We start from the raw sequence: 14273 nt of genomic DNA, 5'->3' as shown, positions 1-14273 counted from the left end.
TGATTTTCAAGGCGCATACGGAGGCACGCAGGGTTGTATCCCTTGGGTTGGGTGGGCGGCGACGATCCTTCCGCGCTTCATTTTTAACGGCTCAGGGGGGAGGTTTGATCCAGCTTCTGCCCTTGGCGCTTTGCTTAACATGCCAAAAACCTTACCATTCGGTACGCCGTACTATCTGCAATCTCAGAGACGAAAATGAACCACCTCAGCATCGCTAAAGAAGCTCTCATTGCACAGGCGCAGGCCGTAACCCAATTGGCAGACCGCTTGGATGGGGAATTCCAAAGCGCCGTTGAACTCATTCTCGGTTGCCAAGGCCGTACCGTAGTCTGCGGAATGGGCAAATCTGGCCTGATAGGACAAAAGATGGTTGCCACCTTCGCCTCCACGGGTACGCCAAGCTTTTTCCTGCACCCTGCCGAGGCTTTCCATGGCGATCTGGGAATGCTTAAGCCGATCGATGTCCTGATTCTCATCAGCTACAGCGGCGAAACGGAAGAGTTGATTAAGCTGATCCCGAGCCTGAAGTCGTTTGGGAACAAAATCATCGCCATGACGGGAAATGGCAAATCGACATTGGCAAAGCACGCCGACATTTGGTTGGATATTTCGGTGGAGCGCGAGGTTTGTCCGAATAATCTGGCACCGACAACATCGACTTTGGCGACTATGGCCATGGGAGACGCCTTGGCTGTCGCATTGATTGAAGCGATCCGCTTCAAGCCAATGGATTTTGCTCGTTATCACCCCGGTGGCAGCTTGGGTAGAAAGCTATTGACCCGCGTCTGCGATGTTATGCATTCACCAGCGCCGGTCGTAACACCAACTACAAGTTTCCATGACTGTCTGCTTGTCATGACTCAAAGCCGATTGGGCCTTACCATTGTGATGGATGGCGATAAGCTGGTCGGCATCGTCACTGATGGGGATCTCCGTCGTGCATTGCTGGCGGATGAAAGAACTATTCACTCCGTCGTGAGTGAGTTTATGACAGGCAACCCTCATACGATACAACAAGATGCGCAGCTTTCGGTGGCTGAATCTTACATGCTTGACAATAAAATTAGGGCTCTGGCGGTTACAAACGAAAGTGGTGTGCTTGTTGGTGTAGTAGAGATCTTTGATTGATCTGGTGTTGATGGTTTGAGCGCGCATAGCCATCAAGTAGAAGGTCTTGTTATTTTTACCAGAAAATTATTACAGTTTTTGGATGGAAGAAAAAGCTCTTAGTAAGAATATGCTGACGAACGGCTAGAGGTTTTAATAAAAATGAAATATTGGCGCGGTTATATATGGCCTAGATTGCTTTTTCAGCAATGCAGGACTAACGATAATGACCTTGCTAATATTACTGGGTATTTTGTTCGTTGCGTTGACCTTCTCTGGTTTTGGTTGGTACTTTCATCTATGTAAAGGTATGCACTATGAGTAGTGCTTTGTCTAAAAAAGCCACCTAAAGGTGGCTTTTTCTTACGACGCTTTACCTGCTTTGTAAAAATTTGCAAAACAGAAATTTGTCGCGTCGATGTAGCCTTCGGCGCCACCGCAGTCGAAACGCTTGCCCTTGAATTTGTAGGCGATCACGCAGCCTTTCTGCGCCTGTTGCATAAGCGCGTCGGTGATCTGGATTTCACCGCCTTTGCCCGGCTGGGTATTGGCGATGATGTCGAAGATATCCGGGGTCAAGATGTAGCGGCCAATGATCGCCAGGTTCGACGGGGCGTCTTCAGGCTTTGGCTTCTCGACCATGTTGGTGACGCGGAAAATGTCGTCACGGATCATGTCGCCAGCGATTACGCCGTATTTGTTGGTTTCCTGCGGGTCGACTTCTTGGATGGCGACAATCGAGCAGCGGAATTGCTTGTAAAGCTTAACCATCTGAGTCAGTACGCCGTCACCTTCCGGGTTGACGCACAGGTCATCTGCCAATACCACGGCGAATGGCTCTTCACCGATCAGCGGGCGGCCGGTGAGGATAGCGTGGCCGAGGCCTTTCATCTCGGTCTGGCGGGTGTAGGAGAACGAGCACTCGTCTAGCAAACGACGGATACCGACCAGGTATTTTTCCTTGTCGGTGCCCTTGATCTGGTTCTCCAGCTCGTAGCTGATGTCGAAGTGGTCTTCCAGGGCGCGCTTGCCGCGACCGGTGACGATTGAGATCTCATTCAGGCCGGCATCCAATGCCTCTTCGACGCCATACTGGATCAATGGCTTGTTGACCACCGGCAGCATTTCCTTAGGCATGGCTTTGGTTGCAGGCAGGAAGCGAGTACCGTAGCCAGCTGCAGGGAACAAACATTTGCGAATCATGAAATTCCTTATCAAAATGAAAGCGTGGAAGCATGGAAAATAATACACAAATGTACTTTGATGGGCAACTGAGAATTGCTATTCTGTAGCTCGCTGGAAGTTGTGAGCGTCGATCTGATTTTTTCCTGTACGGGATTCAGGGCGTTTAATTTATTAAGCTGTATAGATATATGATTGAGAGGGATGATGTCGGACTTGAAATATAGGGTGGCGGTTTGTGCGATTTGCCGAAATGAACGCAACTATATTGAGGAGTGGGTGGCTTTCTATAAGTCACTTGGGTTTGAGGGGGTCTTCATATATGACAATGTCAGCGATGATGGTACTTCAGAACTCTTGGCGTCATTGCATGCAGTAAAAGAATTAACTCGAGTTCACTGGCCGCGTAAAGAAGGTATTCCGCCCCAGCGTGATGCATATGGACACTTTTTAGAGTGTTATGCACAAGATTACGATTATGTGTTGATATGCGATCTTGATGAGTTTTTGGTTATTGACGATGGCAGTGTGCAGTCTCTAATTGCCGAGGCAGAGCATGTAAGCCCTAATGTAGGGGCTATTGCTTTCCCATGGCTAATATTTGGGTCCGGTGGTCAGCTCACGGAAACCAATGAATTGGTAATAGAGCGCTTCACAAAATGTGATGCAAAAGTGGCTAGGACGGTGAAAACACTGTTCGCGAGTAAGAATACTTACAATATGCGGACTCATATATGTGACCTGCTAGGTGGTATTTACCTTGATAATGCATTGAGAACGGCTGAGTGGGATCAGCGGATGCCTATCAAGTTAAAGTCACCAGTAGCCGGCAAAGCCAGGATTCATCATTACTACACAAAATCCAAGGAGGAGTGGCTGAGGCGTAGGGCGCAACCTAAAGCAGATAGGGCGAAATTGGAGTTGAAAAATATTGAAGAGTATGAAAAGTACAGCGCTCTCCATACTGAAAATCTCCAAGGTTGTGCATTGTCTGCGCAAGTCAGGCCAATCATACAAGAGTTACGCTCAAAGGTTGCTGGTTTGCAAGAAAGTGTGCGGAATGCTGAGGTGGAATTAGTCTCGGTAAGTAGTGAATGGCTATTTGGTTTGATAAAAAATATTTCAAGTTCAACGCCAGTCGCTCTTAGGCTTTCCGGTGAGACTGGAGATGAGGTCTCGATTAACTCGAAAAGAATCTCAGAGGATGTCCATATTTTCACATATAAGAATAAGTGGAGAAAGACTTACTCGAAAAGTTTCAGTTTGTCACTGGTAGGCTCTGATAGAACGCAGAGCTTCACTGAGAGCGACTACCCTGAAGCTATGAATAGCTTAGCTTTGTTAGCTAAATTTATGCCAAGCGCAGAAGAGCACATTTTCTCAATAGCCTTGCTGGCATTGAGCCAAAGAACTAGTCGCCAGGTTTTTGAGTTCTGCAATAAGATTGAATTTCCTCGAAATAGGAAATTCAAGCGGTTTTTTGCATTGCTTTCGGTATACGAAGTTAGTGCTGACAAGGATGCTTTTAGAAGAGAGCTCGAGAAAGAGGATGATGACTTCAAGAAAATGATATTTGATAGAAAAAAATCTCCGTATATATCTGGTTTGTTGTGCTAGTCATAATATGCGACCAGTTTCGGCTGGTCGCATGAAAGACAGGAATAATTACTTAAATTATTGTGCGCTCCCAAGGTGCGCGATGACTCAATCTTAGCTCAAAGAACTTTTTTGTCATTTCTTTGTAATTGGTGTCGTCAGCGCTTCCGTTACCGTCGTTGAAGCAAAGGAATTTATACTTAAACGCATCCTTGGATATGATGGCGCTAATATTGTTAGGTCGGACAATTAGTCCGGATGCGTCGGATTTGACTGCTTGCCCTGTTAGCTGCGCATAGTGATGATAGAAAAACGATGTAATGTTTACATCTTGTTCGCTTCTCAGTTTGGAAAGTCGAGTCTTGGTGAATGCGCTTGGGTACTTTGATTCGATTTCAGCCATAACTGATTTTTTCAGGCAGTAGGGCACATGTCGATGCAGGGTTCTCGCATTGTAATGTGGGAAGTCTTTAGCCAAAAGTGCTCTAACATTATTTGCTGCAATAAGATAGTCCGGTGCTTCTGCTGTAGGTATTCCGCTTACCATGCCATAGGGCTCAAAGTAAGTGACGGATCGGCCTGTCTCATCAAAAAAGTCTACAGGTAGGCAGGGTTGTGAAAGTATGAAGTCATCATTGAGATAGATGAATTTTTCTGTCAAACCTGGAATTCTGTGTAGGCAAGCTTCTATCGCATGCGAGTTGAATGTCGGTAGAGCACTTTTGTCTGGGAAAATCGCTTCGTGCGTAACCCAGTTTATTCTTGAGTCATCTACTAGCCAAGTGGGTTTGCTACAATTAGAGACGATATGAATACGATTCAGCCATGGGGCGTACTTGTTGAGTGAGCGCAGAGAGTACCGTAGCTCATCATTGCTTGTGTAGCGGTCGGGGTCGAACGGCTGCTCTGGGAATGACTCTTTCCAAAGAGACTGCCACGTAGTATCTGCATGATTTACCCAAGTGTAAACCGCATCAATCTTCTCACATTCAGCATCTGCAGCTTTATTAAAAATTCTGTCAAAGTCTTGAACGGCAAACCGCCTGACCCAAGCACGATTAGAGCGAACGGTAGCGTCGCCGTCCGGGCCAATGTCATATGGGTAAAAATGCAGAACGCACAATTGTCCTTGAGGGCTTGAAATCTCGACCACAAAGTTTGGTCGTGAACTAAGCGCTTTGGAGGTTGATGCTGTGTCGAGTTTTTGAGCTGCCGGGGATACAATGTTAACACCTCCACCTAGCGTGTAAATTGTAATGTCCGTAGGCGCGGCAGCCTTAAGGTCAGCCAGAAATGAAATAAGTCCAGTTATGTAGCCACTCCAAATTACAATACTATTCGGGTCTCTACCATCCTCAGCACCTTGACCAGTGTTTAAGTGCTTGCGGATATAAGCTGGTAAACCAGTGCGGTTAACCTCCATCAGGTCAATGGTTTTGGCGGTAGTCAGTGACGTCTGAGCGGTCTTCTGAAGCGCGGCCGGTGGGGCACCTTTGAATACACGCTTACGAAACATGTCATAGAAGAAGAGGTTAGGGTCACGAATTAGTTTTTTAAGTTTTTTGTAGCGTACGGGTTTATTAGTCATTGATTAAAAACCTTAAGCGGCGTTTAAATGTGTCGTACCTGTCTACATGTCCTGGTTTATTTTCGAACAATGCAGAAAAATGTGAAATTAGTTGGCCGTTATTTGAGCATAACTTGATAAAGTCTTCAATAAGTGTGGCGGATTCTTCTCCACTGGAAGATAGTACTTGATGCTTGCTTTTGAAGATCTCGAAGTTGCTTGCTCGGCTGTCGTGATATTTAGAAGCTTTGGGTTTTGTGTGATGTAGGTGATATGCAAAATCTTTATTTAATAAAGCGGGCAAGCATAACCTGCCCAGCTCTCGCCGAAACCCAGAGGCGAATAACGGAGAGCGAGATGTTTGATTAGAAAAAAATGAAGGCGTTGGCGATATCAGTTCGTGGTGGCGCGCCAAGCGAATCATAAAGTCGAAATCTTCATAACCGTGACCTTCAAATTTTTGATCGAAGCCGCCAACTTGTAGAAAGTCTCCAGAATGCATAAAGGTAATGGATGAGGGGCTAGCGATATGCAAGAAATCTTTACGGGAAAAGTTGAAAAATCTTTTTGTTAGTTCGGCAGGGTTTAATTTTTTCTTTCTAAGGTCTTTCGTTCCTTTTGCTGTAAGATATACGCACGGAATGAAGAACAAAGGTGATTTCTCGCTGGCGAGAAGCGCGAGGTATTTAGTGAATAGCTCAAGATCGGGCCATATATCAACGTCCAATATAAGTAAGAACTTAGTTTGAACGCGTTCAAAGGCGATATTCCTAAGTAAAGAGGTGTTGATGGCGTGGTTGTCTGTTTTCTTGCTTGCTACATGTGTTTTTGAGAAGGAGCTAAGGGTATTATAGGCGAATCTGTCAATCAGTGTCCCACGATCAGCATGGCCAAATACTATTTTGCAGCCGATCGAATTGATAGTTTTGCATAGATGGTAGGCCTTAGACAATATATCGAATGGCCTCTGGGAGAAATCCAGTGGTACTAAGATAGTCAAGTCATCAAACGGCGATTTATTCATACGCAAATGCATTGCTTTCCGAGGTGGCTGCGATAATAGGTTTTGCTAAATGAAACGGCGCGCGATTAAAAGGTCCGCGCGCCGTTCACAGCTTAAGACGCCACTTGGCCAATGTGACCTTGTTTAATATCAGACGCTATTTTGGCACTCCTGCTGTCTTCACCATGCTTTTTGTTGTAGTCGGCAAGGGCTTTTTCAGCGGCTAATGTGTTCCCGGATTTATGCAGTGCATAGGCGAGGTCCAGCTTTGCGTCTCTGTTAGGTTTAAGGTCCTTCCTGGAAAGGAAGTAATTAAAGCTTTCAATAGCAGCATCCCAGTTGCTCAAGGCGAGATGAATCAGGGAGGTTTCTTGCAGCTTTAAACGCTCATTCGTAGACTCTAACCCGTTTATCAACGCTTCTTTGGCTAGCTCTGGATTACCAGCACGACGTCGCGCTCTAGCAAGCTTCAGCCAGGTGTCTGCGTGCAGCTGATTTGATTGGCTCGCAAGCGTCCAATACTTGTCTGCATCCGCCCATTTTGAATTCTGGAAAAATACTTCAGCAGCAGGTATGTTCAGCGCGCCAAAATCCTTGGTGTCTCGCATTTGTTTAAGTGTGAGCATGCACTCTTGATGCTGATTAGCATTGTATTGCGCTTCGAATAGTTTGAGGCGATGATCTTCGGTAGGGGAGGTGTATAGTACTTGTTTCCAAAGATCAGCGGCGTTTGCCCAATCACTACTTTCTAGTGCAACTGTTGCTCGGCAGCGGATTATATCCGGATGGGATTCGTTGTCCGCGAATGTAAGTTGCGCCAATGCCTTATCGGGTAGGCCCTGGGCTACGTAGTGGTTGGCCGCAGTTGCGACAATCGATGAGAGAATAGACTTTGGCTTGGCAGTTGTTATTAGTTTTTCATAAATACTGACCGCATCGTTAATTGGGCGCATCTTGAAAATGGCCTGCAGGCTGAAGCTATTGAGTTCATCGTTGTTGCCATGGATAGCTTGAGCATGCTCCAGCACCTCAAGGGAGCGCTTATGGTCCCCTGATTCCTGTAGTGACTTAATGAGTCTAGCGTATACGCCGACGTCAGGCTGCAACGGAGAGGCAATAGCTTGTTCAAAGCAATAAATAGCCAGACTCCAGTTTTTGGCAGTCATTGCAAAAGTGCCGGTTTCAAACAGGGCGGAAGTTTCGTGGTGCTTCGGGACTACATTGAGCTCGAGCTTTTTGATCGCCTCAACTGTACGACGGCAGTTGTTACCATCATGGAAGACGAAAGTCTTTTCGCATCGCGCGTAATAGAGCTTTGACTCTTCACTATCAGGGGTGAGCAAGTTCTCAATGTTACTTTCTACTTCTACTTGGCTCGAGCACACTGGGCCGAATCCGTCACGACGATAGTCAAAGTAGCCCGGCCTACTTGTATGCTTAGACAAGAATTCTGATTCGTCAAACTGATAGTAGATTACAGGCTTGTTCATTGCTGCCATGTCAAAAGCAACAGATGAATAATCCGTTATCATAATTTTTGAGGACTTAAACAAGGTTTGGATGGACTCTGATCCGTCGTCCTTCCAAATCTCTATATATTCAGGGCACTCGAATTCATTGATGTAAGGTCTAATATTTACGTGTGGTGCGAAGATAACCTTTGTATTGCTTTCGGTGGCAAGTTTCTTCAGTGTTTGGCTATTCAGCAATCCCTTCCAGTGGTGGGCGTACTCTGTTTCAGAGAAGTCTGGATTAATTTCCCTGATATTACTATTGCCAATCGGAGCGCCAACGATGTTGTTACGCCAAGTAGGCATAATCAAAATAGCTGAGCTCTGGGTGTGGTTTCCATCATAGAATACATCATGCCGGGGAAGCCCAGTGATAGCTACTTCCTTGCTGGAGAACAGGTATGGGCTCGTTCCAGAAATGGAGTTGAATTCATCTTGAGTTGAGGTGATAAAGCAGTCAATGTTTTTTGTGTTCAGCCAGACTGACAGATCATTATGAATTACACCGTGTTGCAAGAATGTAAACTTATAATTTATCAGGTCCCCAAAATGCTTTTTGGTGATGCCTGAGAAGATATAATTGTCCGCGTGGGACGAAATGAAATGTGCGCAGTTAATCAGTGCGGCCTTGTGCTCAATGCTGTCAAACGCGACTAAGTTAAATTCCTCGCGAGTAAGACGTTCGTAGTCTGAACTTTCTTCGTGGAGCACAAAGAATGCTTTAATTTCAGGGTGGTGCTTTGATATATACCGATATAGGTGCTCTGCGTTATCGTCGGCATAATTGTCTCTATCCATCAAAAGCCAGCATCCACCAAATTTACTTACCATGGTGGGTTCAGATGCTGCTCGACGAATCTCCAAGATGTCTTCTGGAAGATTGGATTCGTCTATAGGTTTTTTGTCAAATGCACGATAGATTAATTCGATCGGAACTTCGTCTTTGAACTGTTTGCCTTGCAAAGTGATTCGGGTGGGCTTGTTCTGGGCTGTAATCCGGAAGTTATTCCCATCGCCCAACTGTAGCCACAAAATTCGCTCGTAAAGAAACGGTTCGTCAAAGAAGCGATGAATCCGTGTCTTGCTATAAGTTGGTACTAAAATCTTGTTGTCAACAAATACTTGTTCGTCTATTTCGTTAGTAGGTGTAAAGTATTTGAGCTTTACCAGATTTTTTGTGGCGTCGTAGTTGTCAATGTAACTTATGTTGAAGTTTGGCGTGTGCCCTTTGTACTTTGCCACTAGTCCAAGTTTTTGGAAGAACCACATTCCTGCAAGCTCGAAGTTCATCAGCGTATCTTGTTCGATATGGCTGAAAATTTCCTGCATTAATGACTTGTAGTGATCAAGCTGAGGTTCGGTTAAACTGCGAATATCGGAGTCAAATCGAATGACTTTATTTATGTGCCAGGCGATATCATACATGGCTACGCGCTGAATAAATTTCGGTACGCTTCCAAGTAGAGCGATACTTTTTTTGATCAGGCCTAGAGAACCAAGGCGAAGTTGATGGTCATATCGACCAGGGTGCTGCCAGGCGGTATCAAGTGTTGATGTTCCATTATCACGCTTTCTGTAAATGTACTTTGCATCTGCACAGAAGCCAACCTTATCTTTGTAGGCTTCAAGCAAGTAGCTATTTACAAACAAACTGTCTTCAAAGCCGGGCTTCACAAGAGGGTTAAATTGCAGGCCGCTCTGTATTAGTCTCGCGCGCTTGAAAAATACGGCATTGACATTCAGTGCAATGTTTCTACCGGGGTTGGAAATGGGTAGTGTTACATTGCCGTTTGCGAAGCGGAATCTCAAGGGGTGGCTATCGCTCAGTTCTTTCTTGTTTTCATAATAAAATATGAAATTCGCACAAACAGCTTTAAGTTCAGTGGTGTTAGAGCTAATGAACTTATCGATGCATTCAAAATAGTCGCGGGAGAGTAAATCGTCTGAATCGATGAAGGTTACCCATTCATTGGTGGCGTATTCTAGGCCATTGTTCCTTGCTGCACCTTGTCCAGCATTCTGCTGATATAGATATCGAATGTTTTTGGGGTGGCGACGTACCCAAGACGCTGCGATGTTTGCAGTATCATCCTGTGAGCCATCATCAACAATGATTAATTCAATGTGTTTTTCAAAGTCAATGGTCTGTTCTGTGACGCTGCTAAGAAACTCGTCAAGATAAGCTTCGACATTGTAAGCAGCTGTTACAATAGAGTATTTCCTAGTTGCACTTTTTTTAGGTGCAGGAACAACCACTTCTGCAACAGCGGTTTCAAGCTCGGGTGCTTGGACTGCGGCTGGTTTTTGGGAGAACTTAGCCAGGTTATTTTTCCGATTTTTCAATTTTTTTTTCCATAAAAAAGCCAAGACATTCTTCATGTCTTGGCGAAAATAAAGAAGCTTAGTAGGCGCTTACTGCACGCCCCATTACCATGGTCTGTACAATTGGCGAAATGATTTTTTGCCACTCGTAGACCGCCGCATTAGTTACATAAATTGTGTCATCCGGTTTAATCATGATTTGGCGTGCATAAAACAACGCTGCAGGATCGCGCATGTCCAGTCGAAGAACTGTTGGTTTTGCATCAGCGGTGCCTTCAGGCATGCGGAACACAAATACACCTTCTGGGTTGGCATTTGCTTCACGCAGGCCACCTACGCTGCCCAATGCATCAAGTAAGCTTGTATTCTGAGATGGCAAATCTTTCAGGCCGGGTTCGCCAACTGCACCCATGGCCACAAAACGTTGACGCGCGCGGTCCAGCACGACTTCTGAGTTCGGACGTAGAACCATGTTGTTGCCCGCCAGTACATCTTCATAGTTGAACTGCTGAACCTGGCTGCCCGTGCGAACGGTGACGTTGACCAAGTGCGGTTCTAAAACTGGCCCGCCTGCTTGGTTGACAGCGTCCAGCAATGTCAGCGGTCCTTGAAGTGTACTGAAACGACCAGGTGTCTTCACGGCGCCCGCGACCAGCACTGAACCTGACAAATCCCCTACCAGTTCAACGTGGGTCTGCACATCAGTTGTTACGCCTTTAAGCTGCTTGCGAATCATGTTCTCAACTTGGTTGAGTGTCATGCCGGCTACATACTGACGACCAACGTAGGGTAGCGAAATGGTGCCTTGATCATCGATTCGAGTCTTAAGTTGCGTGCCTCCAGTGGCCAACGGTGCGAACAGCGCCGAACCTTCCGGAGCGTTGTCGGTGATCAGCACATTGAGAATATCTCCGGGCATAAGCCGCGCGGTAGGTGCTACTGGCTTGGCGATACTGGATTGAGCAGGCCGCACGGTGGGGCGCATATATGGCGCAATGGTGTTGGCATTGATCTCGACGAGGTTATACGACTCATTTTTGCTCTCGATATCACCCTTGTATGGGCCTGCGCCCGATAGGGTGCCGCCACATCCAGCCAGGCTTAGGGCTGCGAGGGTCAGTGCTGCCAATTTCAGCTTGAAGTTGTGGGATGCAACAACGGATTTAATCACGATGATCCTCGATAGAAGCCAGGATGAAGCGGGTGATGCCGTACAGCATTAGCAGGCCAAGTAATATGGTTGCCAGGTTGTACAGTCGTTCTGGATACAGGGCCAGTTGGGGAGTGTTGGGGCTGACGACAGTAACCAGAGTGCGAATTTTTTTACTGGCTTCGATACGTGCGTTATCAAGAGCGGCCACGGCTGTCTTATAGCTCTCTTCGGCGATACCTGAATCCAGGGTAAGCTGCTGGAATCGAGAGGCGACAACGTTCAATTGCGAGCCATTGGGCGAAGACACGAGCAGGCGTTTTTCTTTGGCCAGTTGCTGGGTGATGGCGTTGACTTTCTGTATTTGCTGCTTGACCTGAGGTGCATCGGCGCGCAGCTTAAACTGCATTTCAGTGAGAGTTGCCTGTTCCTTGGTGTACTGTCCTTCAAGCTCGGCAATAATACTGGCACGGCTTTGGGCGGTGTTACCGCCGTCAAGTACCTTGTTGATGTTCTGGAAATTTATCAGCTCAGTTTTGCGCTCAGCATAATTGAGGCGTGCAGTTTCCAGTTCACCTTTGGCGAATTTCATTTGCTCGCGGGCAATACTATGACTGACTTCGTTTACGAACTGCTCGCTTGCCTTGAGGATGGTGCGCAGCATTTGTTCTGAAAGCTCTGGTGTGAAGGCTTGCACTTCGACCCGCAGTAGACCTGTGGTTTCGTCATAATGTGCCGAGACCATCCGCTGGTAGTACTTAAGCAAGTCTTCGCGATCGGCATCCTTGTCCAACCAGAAAAAAATGTCACTGCGTTGAGCAGAGTATTGCTGTACCCAGTGGAGTCGGTCTTCGAGCAGTAGCATCATGTCAGTTGACACAATGTACTCGCGCAGGTATAGGGTCTCTTCTCGTGAGGCTGGGTTATTACCTGTCAGCAGTGTGGCTAAGCCGGGGACTTGCGCACCCTGATTGCCGCCGTCCTGACGAACCACTACTTGGGCATAGCTAACGTAGCGGTCGATGGCGAACCCGCCGTAATAAATGGCCGCCAGGATCATTGGCAAGACCACCATGCCAATTGCTAGGCGCCAGCCCTTGAGTTTACCTGTACTGCTCATATGTGATGCATCCTTGAATTGGAACCGTGCTGCGATGTTGGAAAGGAAGGGTCATCCGTTATAGGCTTTTATGCCTTCAGCGACATCGTCATAGATTTGGATACCGCCATCACGTACCAGCAGAACGATGTCGCATAACTTTTCAATTTCCGGCATGGAGTGGGAGACTAAGACGACGTTTGACTTCTGCAATCTCTCCTTGAAAACTTCTGCGCATTTGCGCTTGAACTGCGCATCACCCACCGACATCACTTCATCGATCAGGTAGTAATCAAAGTCGAATGCCATGCTCAGGCCGAACGCTAGGCGTGAGCGCATGCCGGAGGAGTATGTCTTGATCGGTTCGTCTATCCAGTCACCAATTTCTGCAAATTCTTGTACGTATCGAATTTTTTCGCGCATGGCGTCGCCAATTGCGCCGTAAATACGGCACACGAACTTCACGTTGTCGCGGCCTGTCATGCTGCCTTGAAAGCCGCCTGTCAGGCCAACTGGCCAGGAGATGCTGCGATCAGTGACAATTGTGCCAGAGTCGGGCACATCCGCGCCGCCGAGCAGGCGCATAAGCGTCGACTTGCCCGCACCGTTGCGTCCTATAAGTCCGATGTTTTTCCCTGGCGGTATGGCCATTGAGAGATTGCGGAAGACATACCGTCGGCCGTTGGGTGTCAGATACGACTTGGTTACGTTTCTAAGCTCGAACACGTTTGGCCTGTACTTAACCGTTTTTCGTGGAAATCAGGTGCATCCTGCGGGCGCGGTAGGCTCCCAGAGATAGGAACAGCAAAATCAATGTGAAGCTGATGACATAGGTCTCGGACACGCCATCCACCGGGGTGTAATGAGGCAGCACCTCGGCGCGAATCAGTTCAAGGATATGCAGGAACGGGTTCAGCAGTAGCAGAGGCATCATTGCCTGGGGTAGGTAAGACGCAGGAACCAGCACACCTGAAATGAAATACAGTGGAAAGAACGCCATGCGAATAACGATTTTTATGCTAGGAAGGGCGTGAGTGATAAGCGCTAGAAGCATGCCCAATCCAAGCGCAAACATAAGGCCTAACAGCAAGGTGGCGACCCATTGCAATGGGCTTTTGATCGACATATCGAAGCCTACCCATGCGAACCCAAACAGCAGCATGGTGTAAACGGTGACGGCAATGCAGGTCTCGACAATAACGCGTGCGATATATGTATCGAGTGGTTTGATCTGTTTGTAGCCAAACAGCGAACGGTTTTCGCGAAGACTGTCCATTAAACGTAGGGCGGTATTGCGATAGAGCAGGAATGGGGCTAGGCCAACCAAAATGAATACCGGGTATTCAACGCCGGAAACGGTACGGCCTCGTATCAGTGCGAACAGCAGAGAAAAAAGAAGGAGGTGAACCAGGGGCTCGAGTAGCATCCACAGCGCGCCTAGGCGTGTGTCGCCGACACGAGCACGCGCCTCGCGTAGGACAAGGGCAAAGATGACGGATTTCTGGATCTGCAGAGACGAACGAGGCTTCAAGATTGCGACCGCAAAACAATGCGGCGCGCCTAGGCACGCCGGAATTCATCTTCAGGAAAGTCCCGTCCTGCGGGCTATTTCACGCGGATATTCCGGAAACTTCCCTGTTCGTAAGGGGCAGAAGGGTAAGCGTCAGGAGGCATGAGCGTCAAGAGAGGTACACCAATAACGAAGGAAAGTTCTGGCTCGCTGTCTATTTTTAAGA

General features: G+C 47.3%; 10 protein-coding genes. 2 read left to right on the top strand and 8 right to left on the bottom strand.

The genetic code is table 11. The features are described from left to right. Positions 1 to 195: 195 nt before the first annotated feature. Positions 196 to 1128 (top strand): SIS domain-containing protein, encoded by a 933-nt coding sequence (locus PRJ_RS20490; protein WP_104962336.1) that lies wholly within the window; start codon positions 196 to 198, stop codon positions 1126 to 1128. Between the two features lie 342 nt (positions 1129 to 1470). Here the strand turns inward: PRJ_RS20490 and galU are convergent, their stop codons facing one another. Then, positions 1471 to 2310, bottom strand: coding sequence for a UTP--glucose-1-phosphate uridylyltransferase GalU (galU, locus tag PRJ_RS20485; RefSeq protein WP_104962335.1), 840 nt, complete (start codon positions 2308 to 2310; stop codon positions 1471 to 1473). Between the two features lie 186 nt (positions 2311 to 2496). On the opposite strand from galU, the gene PRJ_RS20480 reads away from it, so the two are divergent. Further along, positions 2497 to 3906 carry a glycosyltransferase family 2 protein gene (locus tag PRJ_RS20480; RefSeq protein WP_158682570.1) on the top strand — a complete coding sequence of 470 codons (1410 nt, stop codon included), beginning with the start codon at positions 2497 to 2499 and terminating at the stop codon, positions 3904 to 3906. Between the two features lie 52 nt (positions 3907 to 3958). On the opposite strand, the gene PRJ_RS20475 is transcribed toward PRJ_RS20480, so the two are convergent. From PRJ_RS20475 to PRJ_RS20445, 7 genes are all read right to left on the bottom strand, one after another. After that, positions 3959 to 5473 carry a stealth conserved region 3 domain-containing protein gene (locus PRJ_RS20475; protein ID WP_104962333.1) on the bottom strand — a complete coding sequence of 505 codons (1515 nt, stop codon included), beginning with the start codon at positions 5471 to 5473 and terminating at the stop codon, positions 3959 to 3961. Continuing rightward, positions 5466 to 6476 carry a galactosyltransferase-related protein gene (locus tag PRJ_RS20470; protein WP_256597866.1) on the bottom strand — a complete coding sequence of 337 codons (1011 nt, stop codon included), beginning with the start codon at positions 6474 to 6476 and terminating at the stop codon, positions 5466 to 5468. Before PRJ_RS20470 ends, PRJ_RS20475 begins: the two co-directional genes overlap by 8 nt. A gap of 92 nt (positions 6477 to 6568) precedes the next feature. Next, positions 6569 to 10345, bottom strand: a complete 3777-nt coding sequence (locus PRJ_RS20465) for a CDP-glycerol glycerophosphotransferase family protein (RefSeq protein WP_104962332.1) — start codon at positions 10343 to 10345, stop codon at positions 6569 to 6571. Positions 10346 to 10367: 22 nt separating this feature from the next. Then, a complete protein-coding gene (locus PRJ_RS20460) occupies positions 10368 to 11459 on the bottom strand; it encodes a polysaccharide biosynthesis/export family protein (protein WP_104962331.1) in 1092 nt (363 codons plus the stop codon). Next, positions 11452 to 12558 carry an ABC transporter permease gene (locus PRJ_RS20455; RefSeq protein WP_104962330.1) on the bottom strand — a complete coding sequence of 369 codons (1107 nt, stop codon included), beginning with the start codon at positions 12556 to 12558 and terminating at the stop codon, positions 11452 to 11454. Before PRJ_RS20455 ends, PRJ_RS20460 begins: the two co-directional genes overlap by 8 nt. Positions 12559 to 12609: 51 nt before the next feature. Next, positions 12610 to 13188, bottom strand: a complete 579-nt coding sequence (locus tag PRJ_RS20450; protein WP_256597865.1) for an ABC transporter ATP-binding protein — start codon at positions 13186 to 13188, stop codon at positions 12610 to 12612. 88 nt (positions 13189 to 13276) lie between these two features. Further along, the gene (locus PRJ_RS20445) at positions 13277 to 14068 is read right to left on the bottom strand and encodes an ABC transporter permease (RefSeq protein WP_104962328.1); all 792 of its coding nucleotides are present in this window, start codon (positions 14066 to 14068) and stop codon (positions 13277 to 13279) included. Positions 14069 to 14273 lie beyond the last annotated feature (205 nt).

It is taken from the genome of Pseudomonas sp. XWY-1 (genome assembly GCF_002953115.1).
Taxonomy (GTDB): Bacteria; Pseudomonadota; Gammaproteobacteria; order Pseudomonadales; family Pseudomonadaceae; genus Aquipseudomonas; species Aquipseudomonas alloputida.
This window is presented reverse-complemented; position numbering and strand designations above follow the sequence as displayed.

Excerpts from the sequence above, each read along its gene's own strand:
- PRJ_RS20490 (WP_104962336.1), top strand. The coding sequence starts at position 196 with ATGAACCACCTCAGCATCGCTAAAGAAGCTCTCATTGCACAGGCGCAG.
- PRJ_RS20450 (WP_256597865.1), bottom strand. The coding sequence starts at position 13,188 with ATGGCCATACCGCCAGGGAAAAACATCGGACTTATAGGACGCAACGGT.
- PRJ_RS20480 (WP_158682570.1), top strand. The coding sequence starts at position 2,497 with ATGTCGGACTTGAAATATAGGGTGGCGGTTTGTGCGATTTGCCGAAAT.
- PRJ_RS20470 (WP_256597866.1), bottom strand. The coding sequence starts at position 6,476 with ATGAATAAATCGCCGTTTGATGACTTGACTATCTTAGTACCACTGGAT.
- PRJ_RS20465 (WP_104962332.1), bottom strand. The coding sequence starts at position 10,345 with ATGAAGAATGTCTTGGCTTTTTTATGGAAAAAAAAATTGAAAAATCGG.
- PRJ_RS20475 (WP_104962333.1), bottom strand. The coding sequence starts at position 5,473 with ATGACTAATAAACCCGTACGCTACAAAAAACTTAAAAAACTAATTCGT.
- galU (WP_104962335.1), bottom strand. The coding sequence starts at position 2,310 with ATGATTCGCAAATGTTTGTTCCCTGCAGCTGGCTACGGTACTCGCTTC.
- PRJ_RS20455 (WP_104962330.1), bottom strand. The coding sequence starts at position 12,558 with ATGAGCAGTACAGGTAAACTCAAGGGCTGGCGCCTAGCAATTGGCATG.